Source organism: Variovorax sp. Root434 (assembly GCF_001426595.1).
In the GTDB taxonomy this organism is placed as follows: Bacteria; Pseudomonadota; Gammaproteobacteria; order Burkholderiales; family Burkholderiaceae_C; genus Variovorax.
Window position 1 is genome coordinate 100,434 of the sequence record NZ_LMEK01000026.1, and the last position, 17,876, is coordinate 118,309.

21 protein-coding genes are annotated in these 17,876 nt (G+C 67.4%); 11 read left to right on the forward strand and 10 right to left on the reverse strand.

The window, feature by feature from the left end; translation table 11 throughout:
* Positions 1-28: 28 nt before the first annotated feature.
* The gene (locus ASD05_RS25225) at positions 29-661 is read right to left on the reverse strand and encodes an arylesterase (protein WP_200955494.1); all 633 of its coding nucleotides are present in this window, start codon (positions 659-661) and stop codon (positions 29-31) included.
* Between the two features lie 36 nt (positions 662-697).
* Between ASD05_RS25225 and ASD05_RS25230 the strand changes: the two genes are divergently transcribed.
* Genes ASD05_RS25230 through rlmB form a run of 4 tightly spaced genes read left to right on the forward strand, consistent with a single transcriptional unit; the run spans position 698 to position 3,732 of the window.
* A complete protein-coding gene (locus tag ASD05_RS25230; protein WP_007828312.1) occupies positions 698-1,408 on the forward strand; it encodes an ABC transporter ATP-binding protein in 711 nt (236 codons plus the stop codon).
* A 51-nt stretch (positions 1,409-1,459) separates the two neighbouring features.
* Positions 1,460-1,954 (forward strand): hypothetical protein, encoded by a 495-nt coding sequence (locus ASD05_RS25235; protein WP_056598146.1) that lies wholly within the window; start codon positions 1,460-1,462, stop codon positions 1,952-1,954.
* 4 nt (positions 1,955-1,958) lie between these two features.
* On the forward strand, positions 1,959-2,942 hold the full coding sequence (locus ASD05_RS25240; RefSeq protein WP_056598148.1) for a hypothetical protein: 984 nt from the start codon (positions 1,959-1,961) through the stop codon (positions 2,940-2,942).
* A gap of 43 nt (positions 2,943-2,985) precedes the next feature.
* Positions 2,986-3,732: a 23S rRNA (guanosine(2251)-2'-O)-methyltransferase RlmB gene (rlmB, locus tag ASD05_RS25245; protein ID WP_007828317.1), complete on the forward strand. Its 747-nt coding sequence runs from the start codon at positions 2,986-2,988 to the stop codon at positions 3,730-3,732.
* A gap of 12 nt (positions 3,733-3,744) precedes the next feature.
* Here rlmB and ASD05_RS25250 read toward each other — a convergent pair whose 3' ends face one another.
* From ASD05_RS25250 to ASD05_RS25260, 3 genes are all read right to left on the reverse strand, one after another.
* A complete protein-coding gene (locus ASD05_RS25250; protein ID WP_235508087.1) occupies positions 3,745-4,857 on the reverse strand; it encodes an NAD(P)/FAD-dependent oxidoreductase in 1,113 nt (370 codons plus the stop codon).
* Positions 4,858-5,051: 194 nt separating this feature from the next.
* Entirely contained in the window at positions 5,052-5,222 is a 171-nt protein-coding gene (locus tag ASD05_RS30545; RefSeq protein WP_007828319.1) for a hypothetical protein, read from the reverse strand.
* Positions 5,223-5,344: 122 nt separating this feature from the next.
* Positions 5,345-5,932, reverse strand: a complete 588-nt coding sequence (locus ASD05_RS25260) for a helix-turn-helix domain-containing protein (RefSeq protein ID WP_056598150.1) — start codon at positions 5,930-5,932, stop codon at positions 5,345-5,347.
* A 49-nt stretch (positions 5,933-5,981) separates the two neighbouring features.
* On the opposite strand from ASD05_RS25260, the gene ASD05_RS25265 reads away from it, so the two are divergent.
* Positions 5,982-6,503: a GNAT family N-acetyltransferase gene (locus tag ASD05_RS25265; RefSeq protein WP_056598152.1), complete on the forward strand. Its 522-nt coding sequence runs from the start codon at positions 5,982-5,984 to the stop codon at positions 6,501-6,503.
* Here the strand turns inward: ASD05_RS25265 and ASD05_RS25270 are convergent.
* The 4 genes from ASD05_RS25270 to ASD05_RS25285 are packed head-to-tail and all read right to left on the reverse strand — an operon-like array spanning position 6,500 to position 9,177.
* Positions 6,500-6,976 (reverse strand): DUF3237 domain-containing protein, encoded by a 477-nt coding sequence (locus tag ASD05_RS25270; RefSeq protein ID WP_056598153.1) that lies wholly within the window; start codon positions 6,974-6,976, stop codon positions 6,500-6,502. The two genes, ASD05_RS25265 and ASD05_RS25270, sit on opposite strands and share 4 nt — an antisense overlap.
* A gap of 13 nt (positions 6,977-6,989) precedes the next feature.
* Positions 6,990-7,961: an aldo/keto reductase gene (locus ASD05_RS25275; RefSeq protein WP_056598157.1), complete on the reverse strand. Its 972-nt coding sequence runs from the start codon at positions 7,959-7,961 to the stop codon at positions 6,990-6,992.
* 50 nt (positions 7,962-8,011) lie between these two features.
* On the reverse strand, positions 8,012-8,611 hold the full coding sequence (locus tag ASD05_RS25280) for a chromate transporter (protein ID WP_056598159.1): 600 nt from the start codon (positions 8,609-8,611) through the stop codon (positions 8,012-8,014).
* Complete coding sequence (locus ASD05_RS25285) at positions 8,608-9,177, reverse strand: chromate transporter (RefSeq protein ID WP_056598162.1); 570 nt, start codon at positions 9,175-9,177, stop codon at positions 8,608-8,610. Before ASD05_RS25285 ends, ASD05_RS25280 begins: the two co-directional genes overlap by 4 nt.
* 85 nt (positions 9,178-9,262) lie before the next feature.
* Here ASD05_RS25285 and ASD05_RS25290 point away from each other — a divergent pair, with 85 nt between their 5' ends.
* Complete coding sequence (locus tag ASD05_RS25290) at positions 9,263-10,186, forward strand: YihY/virulence factor BrkB family protein (protein WP_200955495.1); 924 nt, start codon at positions 9,263-9,265, stop codon at positions 10,184-10,186.
* A 3-nt stretch (positions 10,187-10,189) separates the two neighbouring features.
* On the opposite strand, the gene ASD05_RS25295 is transcribed toward ASD05_RS25290, so the two are convergent.
* Positions 10,190-10,741, reverse strand: coding sequence for a DUF924 family protein (locus tag ASD05_RS25295; protein WP_056598775.1), 552 nt, complete (start codon positions 10,739-10,741; stop codon positions 10,190-10,192).
* Positions 10,742-10,858: 117 nt separating this feature from the next.
* Here ASD05_RS25295 and ASD05_RS25300 point away from each other — a divergent pair, with 117 nt between their 5' ends.
* The 4 genes from ASD05_RS25300 (at position 10,859) to ASD05_RS25315 (ending at position 14,232) form a co-directional block, all read left to right on the forward strand.
* Entirely contained in the window at positions 10,859-11,308 is a 450-nt protein-coding gene (locus ASD05_RS25300) for a CHRD domain-containing protein (protein ID WP_007828331.1), read from the forward strand.
* Positions 11,309-11,446: 138 nt separating this feature from the next.
* Positions 11,447-12,577: a patatin-like phospholipase family protein gene (locus ASD05_RS25305; RefSeq protein ID WP_414930071.1), complete on the forward strand. Its 1,131-nt coding sequence runs from the start codon at positions 11,447-11,449 to the stop codon at positions 12,575-12,577.
* Between the two features lie 77 nt (positions 12,578-12,654).
* A complete protein-coding gene (locus ASD05_RS25310) occupies positions 12,655-13,404 on the forward strand; it encodes an acetoacetate decarboxylase (protein ID WP_056598778.1) in 750 nt (249 codons plus the stop codon).
* 45 nt (positions 13,405-13,449) lie between these two features.
* Entirely contained in the window at positions 13,450-14,232 is a 783-nt protein-coding gene (locus tag ASD05_RS25315; protein WP_056598169.1) for a 3-hydroxybutyrate dehydrogenase, read from the forward strand.
* 131 nt (positions 14,233-14,363) lie between these two features.
* Here ASD05_RS25315 and ASD05_RS25320 read toward each other — a convergent pair whose 3' ends face one another.
* Positions 14,364-15,314 (reverse strand): helix-turn-helix domain-containing GNAT family N-acetyltransferase, encoded by a 951-nt coding sequence (locus ASD05_RS25320; RefSeq protein WP_235508088.1) that lies wholly within the window; start codon positions 15,312-15,314, stop codon positions 14,364-14,366.
* 147 nt (positions 15,315-15,461) lie between these two features.
* Between ASD05_RS25320 and ASD05_RS25325 the strand changes: the two genes are divergently transcribed.
* The gene (locus ASD05_RS25325) at positions 15,462-17,870 is read left to right on the forward strand and encodes a YgiQ family radical SAM protein (RefSeq protein WP_056598176.1); all 2,409 of its coding nucleotides are present in this window, start codon (positions 15,462-15,464) and stop codon (positions 17,868-17,870) included.
* Positions 17,871-17,876: the final 6 nt, after the last annotated feature.

Here is a 17,876-nt window from a genome sequence, read left to right on the forward strand (position 1 = left end):
AGGCCTGTGCCCGCGGCGGCTTTTTCCATTACCTGGGCAGCAACTTGCGCAATTCGGGCCAGACGTTGTCGAGCAGTTGCGGCTGTGCCGCGGCCGTCGGATGGATGCGGTCGGCCTGGAACAGCGAGAGCGCATCGGGCGCATCGGCCACGCCCTTGAGCAGGAAGGGAACGAGCGCGGACCTGGTGGCGCCCGCCACCTTGGAGAACACCGCCTCGAAGCGCCGCGTGTAGTCGCCGCCATAGTTCGGCGGCACCTGGATGCCGACGATCAGCACCTTCGCACCCGCAGCCTGCGCGGCCTTGGCGATCTGCAGCAGGTTGCTTTCCGTGTCCGAGAGCGGCAGGCCGCGCAAGGCGTCGTTGGCGCCGAGCTCGATCACCACGTGGCTGGGCTTGTGCTGCGCGAGCAGCGACGCAAAGCGGGCGCGCCCACCGGAACTGGTGTCGCCGCTGATGCTGGCGTTGACCACCGTGGCCGGGATCTTCTGCTGCGCAAGCCTTTTTTCCAGCAAGGGTACCCAGCCTTCGCCGCGCTTGAGGCCGTACTCTGCGCTCAGCGAATCGCCGAGCACCAGGATCACCGGCTTGCCGGTTGCCACAGCCTGGGCCTGCGCCGCGGCCGTCCATGTCCCCGCGCTGCCGAGCGCGGCGGTGGTCAAGATAAAGTCTCGTCGATTCAAAACCAAAGCCTTTCCATGTCCCAACCCCCGTCTGATGCCATTGTCGCCGTCGAGCATGTCTTCAAGTCCGTCACCGATTCGACCGGCACGCTGGACATTCTGCAGGACATCGATTTCACCCTCGGCGCGCGGGAAACCGCTGCCATCGTCGGGGCCTCGGGCTCCGGCAAGAGCACCTTGCTGTCGATCATCGCGGGGCTGGACACGCCCACGCGCGGCACGGTGCGCATCGCCGGCGAGGACATCTTCGCCATCGACGAGGACGAGCGTGCAGCAGTCCGGGCGCAGCGCGTGGGCTTCGTGTTTCAGAGCTTCCAACTGCTCGGCAACCTCAGTGCACTTGAAAACGTGATGCTTCCGCTGGAGCTGGCCAACCGCAAGGACGCCCGCAAGGCAGCCACCGAAATGCTCGGCCGCGTCGGGCTCGGCCAGCGGCTCGGCCACTATCCCAAGGTGCTCTCGGGCGGCGAACAGCAGCGCGTGGCGCTGGCCCGTGCCTTCGTGGTCCAACCCGCGCTGCTGCTGGCCGACGAGCCCACCGGCAGCCTCGACTTCGCAACCGGCGAGCAGGTGATGCGGCTGATGTTCGACCTCAACCGCGAACTGGGCACCACGCTCGTGCTCGTCACCCACGACCGCGGCATCGCGGCGCAGTGCGAACGCCGCATCACGATCGAGGCCGGGCATGTCTCGCTTAATGAAAAAGTGGCTCTGGCGCCCGCATGACAAGCGCACTAAGCTATCAAATGAATAGCGAGTCAACTCGAGGAGATTGCCATGGAGGAACTTCCGCAGGACGCCGTCCTGGCGCTGCAGCGCGGCAGGATGATCGAGGCCATCAAGATCGTGCGCAATCGCACGGGCGTGGACCTCAAGGCGGCCAAGGAAGCCGTGGATCGCTACGCCGACCGGCAGGAAGCAGGGGACGGCGATGCCGCCTGCGGACGCCGCGCGCCCACTGCCGCAAGGCAGGACCGCGGTTTCGCGGCGATGCCCTCCACCGCGCTCGCGGCCCTGGCGCGGGGCAACAAGATCGAGGCCATCCGCCTCACCCGCGAAGCCACCGGCCTGAGCCTGGCCGCGGCGAAGCGGCTGGTCGACAACCACGAAGATCCGTCGGGCATCGGCTTCGGCCCTCTGACCCGGCACATGCCTCGGTGCTCGATGAACGAGCCGGGCCGCGAGCACGACGGCGGCTACAGATGGCTGCCGACGTTGATCATCGCGATGGCCGCACTCATGATCTGGCTGTATTTCGGCAGAGGGGCTTGAACCGATGATCGTTCCCCAGTTCTGGGCGGAAGGCCGCATCCAGGAGCGTGTCGCGGGCAAACAGTTCACCGTGCGCCGCTACGGCTGGTCCGACGAGAGCCCGATCGCCGCGCAGGCGCATGCCGATCAGCGCACGCGCGACGCCTTCGACCGCATCGTCCACCAGGGCGAGAAGCTCGACCGCCGCGAGCGCAAGGTGCCCTACAACGGCGCCGACGGCATGCCGATCCGCGAGGAAATCGTCGAGCGCCATGGCGACACCGTCATCACGCGCAACACCTACGGCGCGCGCTGCCTCAATACGCCCGATGTGCTGTTCGTCGACATGGATTTCGAGGAGCCCCTGCGCGGCAGCGTGTTCGGCTTTGCGCTGGTGCCGGCGCTGATCGCAGGCGTGGTCGGCGGCTGGGCCGCCAAGACCTGGCTGGGTGGACTGATCGCGGCCATCGTGGTCTTCACCGTGGCCTGGGTCATCGGGCAGCGCAAGAAGCGCGGCGAGCCCAGCGGCAACCCCGTGCCGGAGAAGCAGGCGGCCGAGCGCATCGCGCGCTTCATGCAGCAGCACCCCGACTGGAACCTGCGCATCTACCGCACGCCCGCGGGCTTCCGGGTGCTGGCGATGCACGATGTCTTCAGCCCGTCCGACACCGCGGTGGCCGATTGCTTCCAGGCGCTGGGCGTCGACAAGGTCTACGCGCGCATGTGCCGCAACCAGAACTGCTTTCGCGCCCGGGTGAGCGCCAAGCCCTGGCGCATCGGCATCGGCGACCACATGCGGCCCCGGCCGGGCGTGTGGCCGGTGTCGCCCGACAAGCTGCCTGCGCGCGACGCCTGGATCGCGCGCTACGAAAAGGCCGCCGAAGGCCATGCCGCCTGCCAGTACCTGGAGAGCGTGGGCAATGGCGGGAAGGTGCATCCGAGTGCGCTGGCCGTGCAGGAACTGCACGACGAGCGCACTCGCGCGCTCAGCGGTTTGCCGCTCGCTTGACGGGCCGTCAGGGCAGAGGCGCGCGGCACTCGATAATCGGGGGATGTCTTCTCCCAAAGTGATCTTCGGCTTCCATGCCGTGGGCGTGCGCATCAAGACCGCGCCGAAATCGGTGCTCGAAGTGATGTTCGACGCCAGCCGGCGCGATGCGCGCATGAAACAGTTCATCGCGCGTGCGCAGGAAGCCGGCGTGCGGCTGGTCGAGGCCGACGGGCTGCGGCTGTCCAAGCTCAGCGGCAGCCACGGCCACCAGGGCGTTGTGGCGCGGGTCGAACCCGTGGCACAGGTCCGCTCGCTCGACGAACTGCTCGAAGGCCTCGAAGAGGCCGGCACCGTGCCCCTGCTGCTGGTGCTCGACGGCGTGACCGACCCGCACAACCTCGGCGCCTGCCTGCGCGTGGCCGACGGCGCCGGTGCGCACGCGGTCATCGCCCCCAAGGACCACGCGGCCGGCATCAACGCCACCGTGGCCAAGGTGGCGAGCGGCGCGGCCGAGACGGTGCCGTACTTCATGGTCACCAACCTCGCGCGCACGCTGAACGAACTCAAGGAACGCAACATCTGGTGCGTGGGCACCAGCGACGACGCGCCGGGCACGATCTACCAGAGCGACTTCAAGCGCCCACTGGCGCTGGTGCTGGGCGCCGAGGGCGAAGGCATGCGGCAGCTCACGCGCAAGACCTGCGACGAACTGGTGAGCATCCCGATGGCCGGCGCGGTGGAGAGCCTGAACGTCTCGGTGGCCAGCGGCGTGTGCCTCTACGAGGCGATGCGGCAGCGCGGCGCCTGAGCGTCTTGCTGGCTAGTTCCCTGGCGACGATCCACCCTTGCGGTGGAAGTAGACGAGTTCGGCCACCCGCCGCATCTGCGGCGTTCCCAGCAGGTGGTTGAACATCCAGTCGCTCTGGAAGTGGTCGAAGGCCCAGCGCAGCGTGCGCTTGAGGCGAAAGCCGGGGTAGCTGCGCACGAACCACGTGGCGGGATCGCCGGCCTCGCGGCGCACGAAGCGCGCAACGGCCTCGCCTGCGCGCTGGCCGTGCAGCAGCGCCGTGTGAATGCCGCCTGCCGTCACCGGCGACACCATGCCGGCCGCATCGCCCACCAGCAGGGCCCGTTCCCGCGCCACCACCGGCAGCACGCCGCCGCACGGGATCATGCCCGCGCGCACCGCGACCGGCGGCGCATCGCCGGGCGCGACCACCGGCGCGATCTTGCGCAGCAGGGGGTCGAGCTTCAGCGCCCCGGCATGGTTGTGCGCCATGCGGCGCGCCAGTCCGATCTGGCTGACGCCCACGCCCTCGAGCGCCCAGCCGATGTAGCCGGGCGCGAGCTTGCGGTCGATGAAGCAATGCAGCAGCCCCGGCGCCATCCGCGCACGCTGGTATTCATGCTCGATGCCGTAGAGGAAGCGTGTGTTGCGCGACAGTCCCAGCGCCTTGGCGACGCGCGAATGGGGCCCGTCGGCGCCCACGAGGTAGGTGGCCGTGATGCAGGGTCCCTGCGTCACCGGCACCTCCCAGTGTCCGTTGACCCACAGCGCCTGCTCGAACAGCGTGCCCAGCCGCACGTCGACGCCGCAGGCGCGCGCCGAACCCACCATCCAGTCGAGCAGTGCTGGCGCGTCGGTGGCCCAGAACCAGTAGCCCGGTGCGTGCAGGTCGACATGGCGCATGTTGGGCGCATACAGGCGCACCCCTTCGATCCGGCGCACGAGCGCGGGCGGCACCTCTGCCAGCCAGGGCACGCTGTCGACCGCGTCCTTGACGATGATGCCCGTGGTGTGGAGCTTGGCCCCGGCGCTGGCTTTCTTCTCCAGCACCATCACGCTGAGGCCCGCGAGGGCGGCCGCCCGCGCGCAGGCGAGGCCGGCAAAGCTCGCGCCCACCACGAGCAGGTCGACCTTGAGGCTGCCCACGTGGTCGGCCGGGGGAAGGGGCGAAGGCGCTGCCGAAGAGGCAGGCGAAAAGAGGGGAGAAAAGAAACTGGGAGAAGAACTGGGAGAAGAGGTGTGCATGGAGGCCGCCGACTTGAAGCAATGCGCACCGCGTTCCGCGATGCGCATGCGAAGTTAGCGACCCTCTGTGCGTGCGGCGTGAAGCCTTCGTGAACTCAGGAAGGATCCTTGCTGCGTGTGCGGCTCACCGCGCTGAAGATGCCGATGCCCAGCAGGATTACCACGCCGATGCCGATGTAGAGCGAGGGTACGCCGGCCACGGAGGCGCCCCAGGCGAGGCCGGCCAGGAAAATCAGGAAACCGATCAGGTAGAGCACGAAAGACATAGTCGTTCCTCGGAAGCCACGATGGCTGCAGTATCCCGGGCCGTGCCAACCGCCGCACCGGTGCGCGCCGACTGTGCATGTGGGAGCTTGCCTACCCTGCGGGCCGCCGCCCGAGGCCCGTGCTACTCCGGACTGGCCGCCAGCAGGTAGCGGCAGCCGGTGCGGCCCAGCGCCTTGAAGGCCAGCGGCCGGTCGACGCCGAAGTCGAGGCAATCGCCGGGAGAGAGCTCGAAGCGCTCGTCGCCGTAGTCGACCCGGAGGGCGCCTTCGAGCATCCACAGGCATTGCCGGTAGGGCTTGCCGCTCCAGCGCGGGTAGTCGACCTGTGCCGAGCGCGGCAGTTCGACCTCGACCAGCTCGACGCCGCCCCCCCGGCGCTCGGCGACCTGCCGGCGCAGGTAGCCTGCCTTGGGGTCGCGCCAGATCTCCTGTTCGGCGCGCGTGCGCAGCCGCTGCGGCTGCTCCTTCTCCTCGGTGAGAAGCTGCGCCAGCGGTACGCCGAGCCCGGCGGCCAGCCGTCCCAGCAAAACGGCCGTGGGGCTGCTCTGGGCGCGCTCCACCTTGGAGATCATGGCCTTGCTCACACCCGAACGCTCGGCCAGGTCCGCAAGGCTCAGCGCCTGCACCTGCCGCAGCGCCAGCAGCCGGGCGGCGATGAGCGTGTCGATGTCCGGTCCGGACGCACTGGCTGTCGTTGGGTCGTTTCTCATATGAGATTATTATTCTCTTATATTGAACGAAATTTCAAAGAGGAAAACCATGCGTCTCATCTCCTGCACCGAGGAGGCCCACGCCGCCGCCATCCTGGCCATCCTCAACGAGGCCATCGTCACCTCCACCGCGCTGTACGACTACAAGCCGCGCACGCCCGAGAACATGGTCGCGTGGTTCGCCGCCAAGCGCGCCAACGGCTTCCCGGTGATCGGCGCGGAGGACGACAGCGGCAAGCTGCTGGGCTTCGCGAGCTATGGCGCTTTCCGCGCCTTTCCCGCCTACAAGTACACGGTGGAGCACTCGGTGTACGTCGACAGCGCGCACCGCGGCGAAGGCCTGGGCCGCACGCTGATGGAGGCGATCATTGCCGAAGCGACGGCGCGCGACGTGCACGTGATGGTCGGCGCCATCGATGCCGCCAACGCCGGCAGCATCGCGCTGCACGAGCGCCTGGGTTTCGAGCATTCGGGCACCGTGCGGCAGGCCGGCTTCAAGTTCGGCCGCTGGCTCGACGTGGCCTTCTACCAGCGCATTCTTGCGACGCCGCTGAACCCGGTAGACGGTTAGACCAGCGTGTAGAAGCGCATCACCACTTCGGCAGGGTGGCGCATGCCGGCCCCGGTGAACATGCGCTCGTTGATCCACCGCAGCGAAGGCGACGCGGTCTCGAAGCGCGGGTTGCAGCGGAAGTACACCTGCGACGGATCGACCGGTTCGCCGCGCAGCAGCTTGCCCATCACCTCGGGCGAGGCCGAGCGCACAGCGTGGTTCTGCACGTAGACGAGGTCACCCGCATCGGTCTCGAGGCCGTAGCGCGCGTCGAGCTCGGAGAGCGTATCGCTCACGATCAGCTGGAAGTCGCTGCCGCCCGGCAGCACGCGCGCCCGCCAGCCATGGCCGATGGCCTCGCCGCCGGTGATCGGCACCACGCGACGCAGCCCGCGCTGGCTGCTGCCCAGCACCTGCGGCACGCCCACCTCGACGCGCAGGTCGGCGAAGTGCTCGAGCGCAGGGGCTGCGATGGAGTCGAACACGCTCATTGCCGTTGGCCGCTCAGGCTGCGGGTTTGGTTTCGGCGCTGGCGCGATCGAGCATTTCGATGGTGCCTGCGTCGAGCTTCAGCTGCGTCGCGACCACGAGCTCTTCGAGCTGCCCGATGGAGGTGGCGCTGGCGATGGGCGCTGTCACGCCCGGCCGCGCGATCTGCCACGCAATGGCGACCTGGCCCGGCTTGGCGTTGTACTGCTGGGCCACCTTGTCGAGTGCGTCGAGGATGCGCAGGCCGCGCTCGTTGAGGTATTTCCTGGTGGTGTTGGCGCCCCGCGCGCTCTTGGCCGCATCGGCCTCGGTGCGGTACTTGCCCGTGAGGAAGCCGGCGGCCAGCGCGTAGAAGTTGATCACGCCCACCTCGCGCTTCAGGCACAGCGGCTCCAGCGCGTCCTCGAACACCGCGCGGTCGTACAGGTTGTAGAGCGGCTGCAGGCTCTCATAGCGGGCGATGCCCAGGCGCTCCGACACGTCGAGCGCCTCGGCCAGCCGCGGTGCGCTGTAGTTCGAGGCGCCGATGGCGCGCACCTTGCCTTCCTTGATCAGCTTGTCGAAGGCGCCGAGCGACTCCTCGAGCGGCGTGTTGGCGTCATCGTCGTGCGACTGATAGAGGTCGATGTAGTCCGTCTGCAGGCGCTTGAGCGAGGCCTCGACGGCTTCGCGGATGTACGCGGGCGACAGGCCCGACTTGCCTTCTCCCATCGGCTTGCCGACCTTGGTGGCCAGCACCACGCGGTTGCGCTTGCCGCTCTGCTTGAGCCATTTGCCGATGATGGTCTCGGACTCGCCGCCGACGTGGCCCGGCACCCAGGCCGAATAGACGTCGGCGGTGTCGACGAAGTTGAACCCCGCGTCCAGCCAGGCATCGAGCAGCTTGAACGACGCTGCCTCGTCGACGGTCCAGCCGAAGACGTTGCCGCCGAAGGCGAGCGGGGAAACCAGGAGGCCGGAGCGGCCGAGCGGACGAAGTTGCGACATGTCGAGGTGTTCCTGAGTAAGACGAAGGAATGCGAAAGATGTGAGAGCGGTCAGACGAAGCCCACGGCGCCCAGCACCGCTCCGGTGCCGAGCAGCCAGAGCAGGTGGATGCGCGTGCGCCAGACGATGAGCGCGGTCGCGCCGCTCAGCAGCCACAGGTGCCATGCAGGCGCATCGCCGGCATGGTTGCCGGCGGCCAGCACCCAGCCGGTGGCGATCAGCAAGCCCACCACCACGGGCGCCATGCCCTGCTTGAAGGCGCGCACCTCGCGCCGCGTGCGGTTGCGGTGGCCCCAGCGCGTGGCGAAGTAGGTGAGGGTGGTGCTCGGCAGCATGATGCCGACCATGGTGACCGTCAGGCCGAAGAAACCGAGCGCCCAGGCCGGGAACCCGGCGCCGATGCCGCCGCCCGCGTTGAGGCCGACGTTCCATCCCATCAGCGCCACGAACAGCACGTTGGGCCCGGGTGCGGCCTGCGCGATGGCGACCGAGGAACTGAACTGCGCATCGGTGAGCCAGCCGTTCTGGGCCACGAGGTAGCGGTGCATGTCGGGCACGGTGGTGATGGCGCCGCTGATCGACAGCAGCGACAGCAGCATGTATTGCCCGAACAGCGCCAGCCAGTCGTGCCATTGCATCGCGATGCTCATGCGGGGATTCTCTTCCAGGTCCACACGCAGGCCACGCCACCCACCACCAGCAGCACCCAGCCGAGCGGCATCTTGAGCACCACGATGGCCACGAACACCAGCGCCATGAAGGCGAGGCAGGCCGCGAAGCCCAGCGGGTGCTTGCGCAGCTGCGGCACCAGCTTGATGCCGGTCGCGGCAATCAGTCCGCCCGACACCGCGCCCATGCCGCGCAGCGCCGCCGCCACTTGAGGATTGCCCGCGTAGTGCGCGTACAGCACGGCCAGCGCGAGGATGACGACCATCGGAATGGCCAGCATGCCCGCCACGGCGGCGAGCGCGCCGCGCAGGCCGAAGTAGCGGTCGCCGATCATCAGGCCGAGGTTGATCACGTTGGGCCCCGGCATCACCTGCGCCACGGCCCAGTCTTCGAGGAACTGCTCGGGCGTGAGCCATTTCTTCCTCTCGACCATCTCGCGCTGGACGATGGCGAGCACGCCGCCAAAGCCCTGCAGCGCGAGCCAGGTGAATGAAAGGAACAGGTCGCGTGGCGATTGGGGCTGGGCGGCGGGGGGAGACGGGTGCATGTGGAGCGATTATCGTAGGCAGGCTTTCAACTTGCCGGGCTACGGACTGACACGGCACCGGGCGGCTTCACTGAGAAACTTCGGCATGCTCATGCAACTGCGCGCACTCTTCGATCTTTGCCAGCGGGCCTTCAATTCCTGGTCGAACGACTACGCACCGAGCATGGGCGCGGCGCTGGCGTACTACACGGTGTTCTCGATCGCGCCGCTGCTGCTGATCGTGATCTCGGTGGCCGGCCTGGTGTTTGGGGAAGAGGCCGCGCGCGGCGAGATCTTCGCGCAGCTCGCCGGGCTCATGGGCGCACAGGGCGCGGCGGCGGTGCAGGGCATGCTGCAGGCCGTCAACAAGCCGGCCGAGGGCATCGTCGCGACGGCGATCGGGGTCGGGCTGCTGGTGGTGGGCGCCACCACCGTCTTCGGCGAGCTGCAGGATGCGCTCGACCGCATCTGGCGCGCGCCGGCCCGCGCCAAGAACAAGGGGCTGTTCAACCTGCTGCGCGTGCGGCTGCTGTCGTTCGGCATGATCATGGGCATCGGCTTCCTGCTCATGGTGTCGCTGGTGGCGAGCGCGGCACTCGCGGCGCTGGGCAAGTGGTGGTCGCCGGTGTTCGGCGCCTGGGAGACGGCGGCGCAGGCCGTCAACTTCGTCTTCAGCTTCGCGATGGTGACGGTGATCTTCGCGATGATCTACAAGATCATGCCGCGCGCCAGGGTGCAGTGGCACGACGTGTGGATCGGGGCAGGCGTCACGGCGCTGCTCTTCACCGTGGGCAAGCACCTCATCGGGCTGTACATCGGCAAGAGCAGCGTCGCCTCGGGCTACGGGGCCGCGGGCTCGCTGGTGGTGGTGCTGGTGTGGGTGTACTACTCGGCGCAGATCTTCCTGCTGGGAGCCGAGTTCACCTGGGTCTATGCGCGCACCTACGGCTCGATGAAGGACACCAAGGGCGCGGGCGACCTGAATCCGTCACCGACGCGCGAAGCGCCGCTTCCGCACAACGACGCCTGAGCCTCAGCCGGCAAAGCCTCCTTCGTCGAGAAAGCGCTGTTCTTCCGCCGTGCTGCTGCGCCCGAGCATCCTGTTGCGGTGCGGAAAACGGCCGAAGCGCGCAATGATGTCGCGGTGCAGCACTGCATAGCGCTGCGTGTTGGCGTCGAGCGCCGCGTTGAGTTCGACCGAGCGCTCCTGCTCGGCCAGCACCTCGGAGTGCATGAAGGGCAGGTAGAAGAAAGGGCGCAGCGCCGGCTCGCACTGCCGGTCGAAGCCCGCAGCTACCGCCTGCTTCGCCACGGCCAGCGCCTTGCCATCGGTAGCCAGCATGTGCGGGTTGCCGCGCCAGGTGTTGCGAGGAAACTGGTCGAGCAGCACCAGCAGGGCCAGCGCACCTTCGGCATCGGACGCCCAGTGGTCGAGTTCGCCGCGGGCTGCGGCCTGATGGGCTTGCGAGAAGCGGGCGGAGAAATCGGCGTCGAAGGCATCATTCTTGGCAAACCAGCGGCCGGGGCCGGCTTCGCGCCAGAAATCGGCCACGTCGCGGGCGCTGGGGAGGGAGGTGGAAGTCATCGCCGCATTCTCTTCCAGCCGTCTGGGCGCCATCAAAGTCGGGGTGGCGGCCGACAAGACAAGAACCGCGGCGCTGCCTATGCTGTGGAGGTTTTCATAACTCAGGAGATCAAGCTCATGACCAACTATGGCACTCTTTTGCGCGCAGCCCTCGTCACCGCGGTGGCCAGCGCCGCGCTGGTCGGCTGCGGGATGATGTCGAAGTCGAACGTGGCGAGCTTCAGCGGCGCGATGAACGCGGCGAGCGAAGTCCCGCCCAACATGACGCGCGGCAGCGGCATGGCCGAGGCCTGGCTCAACCGCGACACCAACGTGCTCAAGTACAAGATCACCTACAGCGGCCTGAGCGGACCGGCCACCATGGCGCACTTCCACGGCCCGGCCGCCGCTGGCGCGAATGCCGGCGTGGTGCTGCCCTTCGCCAACCCGGCGAGCCCGATCGAAGGCCAGGCCACGCTCACGCCGGCACAGGCCGCCGACCTGGCTGCGGGCAAGTGGTACGCCAACGTGCACACCGCCGCCAACCCGGGCGGCGAGATCCGCGGACAGATGCTGCCAAAGATGTGACATCGTTCCGGGGCGGCAAGCCCTGGTCAGGCTGGCGTCGCGGGGCTGGTGTCAAATGAACGAATGACGACACCACCCAAGAAGAAAATCCGTGCCGCCTCCAAACCCCTCGACCCATTCGCTTCGCGCCGCGAAGACATGCGCACCGCCCGCAAGGCGCTGGTGCTGCAGGGCGGGGGTGCGCTCGGCGCCTACCAGGCCGGTGTGTATGCAGCGCTCAGCGAAACCGAACTGCAGCCGCACTGGATCGCCGGCGTTTCCATTGGCGCCATCAACGCGGCGCTGATCGCGGGCAATGCGCCCGAACGCCGGGTCGACCGGCTGCGCGAGTTCTGGCACCTGGTGTCTTCGGGTCCTTCGCAGCGCCTGCCTTCATGGCTCGGCGACCGGGCCACGCAGAACCAGTACAGCGCGACGATGGCTTCGCTGCTCGGCATTCCGGGCTTCTTCGAGCCGCGTTACTCGCCGGCCTTCCTGATGGGCGGCGCGGCGCCGCTGCTGAGCTACTACGACACCTTGCCGCTGAAGGCCACGCTCGAACGGCTGGTGGACTTCGACCGCATCAACGCCTGCGAAGCGCGCTTCAGCGTGGGCGCGGTCAATGTGCGCACCGGCAACTCGGTGTACTTCGACAACACGCGCCAGCGCATCGGCCCCGAGCACATCATGGCCAGCGGCGCGCTGCCGCCGGGCTTCGCGCCGGTGAGCATCGACGGCGACGACTACTGGGATGGCGGCATCGTGTCGAACACGCCACTGCAGTACGTGCTCGACACGCACCCGCGCTCCGAACCGCTGGTGGTGCTGCAGGTCGACCTGTTCAATGCGCGCGGCGAGATGCCGCGCACCATGGCGGGCGTGATGGAGCGGCAAAAGGACATCACCTACTCGAGCCGCACCCGCATGAACACCGATGCGTTGGCCGCCAACATGAACCTGCAGCAGGCGATTGCCGACCTGATCTCCAAGCTGCCGGCCAGCCTGCGCAACGACCCGAGCGTGCTCGCGGTGCAGTCGCAGCTGACGCACCAGCCGATCGACATCTTCCATCTGATCTACCGCGACAAGCCCTACGAGCTGGAGTCGAAGGACTACGAGTTCTCGCGCGCCGCGGTGGAAGAGCATTGGGAATCGGGCGCACGCGACATGCGCAACACGCTGGCCCACCCCGAAACCCTGCGCGCCGACGCCACGGTCAACGGCGTGACCACCTTCGACCTCGGCGAACACGGCGCGGGGCGCGTCAAGCGGCCGGGCCTGTCGCCATGACGACGAAGATGTCTCGATTCAGCCGCGGCTAAGAAACCGGCGCCAGACTGGCTGCCACTTCAACAGGAGGAATGTCCATGAACATTGAAGACGTGCGGCGAACGGCATTCGCGATGCCGCTGACCAGTCCCGCTTTTCCGCCCGGCCCGTACCGGTTCGTGCGGCGCGAATTTCTCATCGTCACCTACCGCACCGATATGGATGCCCTGCGCGCCGTGGTGCCCGAGCCGCTCGAAGTGGTCGAGCCGCTCGTGAAGTACGAGTTCATCCGCATGCCCGATTCCACCGGCTTTGGCGACTACACCGAGTCGGGCCAGGTCATCCCGGTGCAACTGCGCACCGCCAGGGGCGTGGAGAAGGGCTCGTACGTGCACGCGATGTACCTCGACGACCATCCGCCCATTGCGGGAGGCCGCGAGCTCTGGGGTTTTCCGAAGAAGCTCGCCTCTCCGGTGCTCGACTACGAGACCGACGTGGTGGTCGGCACGCTCGACTACGGCAAGGTGCGCGTGGCCAAGGCCACGATGGGCTTCAAGCACCGCGCGCTCGACCCCGAGCCCATTCTTGCGGGCATCGCGCAGCCGAACTTCCTGCTGAAGATCATTCCGCATGTGGACGGCACGGCCCGCATCTGCGAGCTGGTGCGCTATCACATGGTCGACGTCACGCTGCACGGCGCGTGGGCCGGCCCGGCTTCGCTCGAACTGCACCCCCATGCACTGGCGCCGGTGGCCGACCTGCCGGTGCGCAAGGTTGAATCCGCGGTGCACTACATCGCCGACATGACGCTGGCGCTGGGCACCGTCGAACACGACTATCTCGCCTGATTCCTCAGCCTTTTTCCCACCCAACCCTCATCCAAGGAACTCACCATGCAACTCAAGGACAAGGTCGCCTACATCACCGGCTCGGCCAGCGGCATCGGCAAGGAAATCGCCATCCTGTTCGCGCAGGAAGGCGCGAAGATCATCATTGCCGACCTCAACAAGGAAGCGGCCGACGCTACCGCGGCGGAGCTCAAGGCCACGGGCGCGCAGGCCATCGGTGTGGCCGTTGACGTGACCAATGAAGACCAGGTCAATGCCTCGGTCGAAGAGGGCGCTGCGGCCTTCGGTGGCATCGACATCCTCATCAGCAACGCCGGCATCCAGATCGTCCACCCGGTGGAGGAGTTCAGCTTCGCCGACTGGAAGAAGATGCTCGCCATTCATCTCGACGGCGCCTTCCTCACCACCAAGGCCTGCCTGAAGCACATGTATGCACAAGGCCGCGGCGGCAGCGTGATCTACATGGGCTCGGTGCACTCGAAGGAAGCCTCCCTGCTGAAGGCGCCCTACGTGACAGCCAAGCACGGCCTCATCGGCCTCGCAAAGACAGTCGCGAAGGAAGGCGCCAAGCACGGCGTGCGCGCGAACGTGATCTGCCCGGGCTTCGTGCGCACGCCGTTGGTGGAGAAGCAGATTCCCGAGCAGGCCAAGACGCTGGGCATCAGCGAGCAGGAAGTCATCAAGAACGTGATGCTGAAGGAAACAGTGGATGGCGAGTTCACGACCACGGAGGACGTGGCGCGCGTGGCGCTGCTGTTCGCGGGTTTTCCGACGAATGCGCTCACGGGCCAGTCGCTGGTGGTGAGCCACGGCTGGTTCATGCAGTGATTTTTTCTCCCTCCCCCTCTGGGGGAGGGGCCGGGGTGGGGGCACGAGGGCGCCCATTCAAGCGTGGCGCTTGATCGACGGCCTGCCCCCATCCCAGCCTTCCCCCAGAGGGGGAAGGAGCAAGGCAAGCGCTACAGCTTCAGCTCCCAGGTCTCGCCCACGAGCTGCTGGCCATAGCTTTCGTGCGGCTCCGACTTGGCGAGCTGGAAGCCGCGCTTCGCATAGATGCCGCGCGCGGCCGACAGGCAGCTGTTGGTCCACAGCACCATCTTCCTGTAGCCCTTGCGGCGCGCGAAGGCGATGCATTCGTCCACCAGCTTGCCGCCCAGGCCCAGCCCGCGCGCGGCGGGCGCCAGGATCAGCATGCGCAGCTGCGCCACCGTGGCCGACTTGCGCACCACGAAGATCGCGCCTACGCGCTCGCCGTTGAGCTCGGCGATCCAGCAGCGCTCCCACTCGGGCTGGAACTTGAGCAGGAACTCGCTCGCGATGCCGGCCACCAGAGCCTCGAACTCGCTGTTCCAGCCGTATTCGCGCGCATAGATTTCGCCGTGCTGCTGCACCACCCAGCCGATGTCGCCGGGCGCCGGGTCGCGCAGCACGGCCGCCTGGAGCTTCGCGGGCGGCGCCTCGGAGTCGAGCAGCGCTTGCATCGTGCCCATGGCCTGCACCAGCTGCTGGCGCTGGGCCGGCATCAGCGGGGCGAGCAGGGCGGCGGCTTCTTCGCGCGATTTCTGTTGCAGCGGCGCGAATGCGGCATGGCCGGCGTCGGTCAGGCGCAACACACTCTGGCGCGCATCGCGCGGATGCGGCTCGCGCGAAAGCCAGCCCTCGTTCTCGAAGCGGCGCAGGATGCGGCTCATGTAGCCCGCATCGAGCCCGAGGTCGCGGCCGATCTCGCTGGCGACGGCCGTTTCACGGTGCGCCAGCTCGTACAGCACGCGCACGTCGGTCAGGGACATGGCACTGCCGAGGTAAGGATCGAGGGCGCCGATGCGGCGCGTGTAGAAGCGGTTGAACTGCCGGATTGCCTTGACGGCGGCGGGATCGACGGTTGGAGATGGGATGGACATGATTGCCATTGTCATCAAATTATTTGACTTGGGCAATCAATTGAAGGCCTTGCGACGGCCGGGTCACAGGATGTTTATCGCGACAGACATGGTGGAAAACCCTAAAATCGAGGGTTGCCCACAACGGCGCCGGCATGGCGCTGTCAACTCCCACCGATGAACGCCCCCGTCGACGTCTCCCTTTTTGCACGTGCCGCCAAGCCGCTGACCAGCTACCGCAAGTACTGGGCCGCCCGTTTCGGCACGGCCAAGTTCCTGCCGACCTCGCGCAAGGAAATGGAAGCGCTTGGCTGGGACAGCTGCGACATCATCGTGGTCACCGGCGACGCCTACGTCGACCACCCCAGCTTCGGCATGTCGGTCATCGGCCGCATGCTGGAGGCGCAGGGCTTCCGCGTGGGCATCATCGCCCAGCCCGACTGGCAGAGTGCAGAGCCCTTCAAGGCGCTAGGCAAGCCGAACCTGTTCTTCGGCGTGACCGCCGGCAACATGGATTCGATGATCAACCGCTACACCGCGGACCGGAAGATCCGAAGCGACGACGCCTACACGCCCGGCGACGTCGGCGGCTCGCGCCCCGACCGCGCGGCCATCGTGTATTCGCAGCGCTGCAAGGAAGCCTGGAACGACGTGCCGATCATCCTCGGCGGCATCGAAGGTTCGCTGCGCCGCATCGCGCACTACGACTACTGGTCGGACAAGGTGCGCCGCTCGATCGTCGTCGATTCGAAGTGCGACCTGCTGCTGTACGGCAACGCCGAGCGCGCCATCGTCGAGATCGCGCACCGCCTGGCCGCCAAGGAGCCGGTGCAGCAGATCACCGACGTGCGCGGCACCGCGTTCGTGCGGCGCGAAACGCCCGAAGGCTGGTTCGAGATCAATTCCACCAGCGTCGACGAACCCGGCCGCGTCGAAGCGCATGTCAACCCGTACCTGATGGTGTCCGACCAGGCCAAGGCCAACGGTGCCACCTGCGCGAAGGAAGACGAGGCCGAAGCCGTCGCCAAGGCAGCAGAAGCTGCCGGCTCCGCTGCCGGTTCGATCGTCAACCCCGCCATCAAGCCCCTGAACTTCGTGCCCAACCCGGCGCTGGCCGTGCGGGCACGAATCAAGGTTCCGCCGCGCGACCATTCGGTCATCCGCCTGCCGTCGTACGAGCAAGTGCGCAGCGACCCGGTGCTCTACGCGCACGCCAACCGCGTGCTGCACCTCGAGACCAACCCCGGCAACGCCCGCGCGCTGGTGCAGGCGCACGGCGAGGGCGCCACGGCGCGCGACGTGTGGATCAACCCGCCGCCGATTCCGCTCACCACGGCCGAGATGGACCACGTGTTCGACCTGCCGTACGCGCGCAGCCCGCACCCGCGCTACGCCGACGAGAACGGCAGCCACGACGGCGCGACCAAGATCCCCGCGTGGGAAATGATCCGCTTCAGCGTGAACATCATGCGCGGCTGCTTCGGCGGCTGCACCTTCTGCTCGATCACCGAGCACGAAGGCCGCATCATCCAGAGCCGTTCGGAAGATTCGATCATCAAGGAGGTCGAGGCCATCCGCGACTCGGTCAAGGGCTTCACCGGCACCATCTCCGACCTGGGCGGCCCCACGGCCAACATGTACCGCATCGGCTGCAAGTCGCCCGAGATCGAATCGGCCTGCCGCAAGCCCAGCTGCGTGTACCCGGGCATCTGCCCGAACCTCAACACCAACCACGACCCGCTCATCAAGATCTATCGCCGGGCACGTGCGTTGAAGGGCATCAAGAAAATTCTCATCGGCTCCGGCCTGCGCTACGACCTGGCCGTGCAGTCGCCCGAGTACGTGAAGGAGCTGGTGCAGCACCACGTCGGCGGCTACCTGAAGATCGCGCCCGAGCACACCGAGCAGGGCCCGCTCACCAAGATGATGAAGCCCGGCATCGGCAGCTACGACAAGTTCAAGCAGATGTTCGAGAAGTACTCGGCCGAGGCTGGCAAGAAGCAGTACCTCATTCCGTACTTCATTGCCGCGCATCCGGGCACCAGCGACGAGGACATGATGAACCTCGCGATCTGGCTCAAGAAGAACGGCTTCCGCGCCGACCAGGTGCAAACGTTCTACCCGAGCCCGATGGCCACGGCGACAACGATGTACCACACCAACAAGAACCCGCTGCGCAAGATCACGCGCGAGAGCGAGACGGTGGACATCGTGCGCGGCGACAAGCGCCGCCGCCTGCACAAGGCCTTCCTGCGGTATCACGATGCCAACAACTGGCCGCTGCTGCGCGAGGCGCTCAAGAGCATGGGCCGCGCCGACCTGATCGGCAATGGCAAGCACCACCTCATTCCAACGTGGCAGCCGCTGACCGACGGCGGCTACACCAGTGCGCGGCGCAAGAACTCGACGGCCGCACCGGCCGTGGCCAAGGCCGCGCCGGTCAAGCTGACGCCGGTGAAGCCTTCGAAGGGCCGCATCCTCACCCAGCACACCGGCCTGCCGCCGCGCGACAACGGCTCGGGCACGGGTCCGGCCTCGCGCAAAGCCGCCGGCCCGGTGCGCGGCAGCATCCGCAAGCCGCGCTGAGCAACC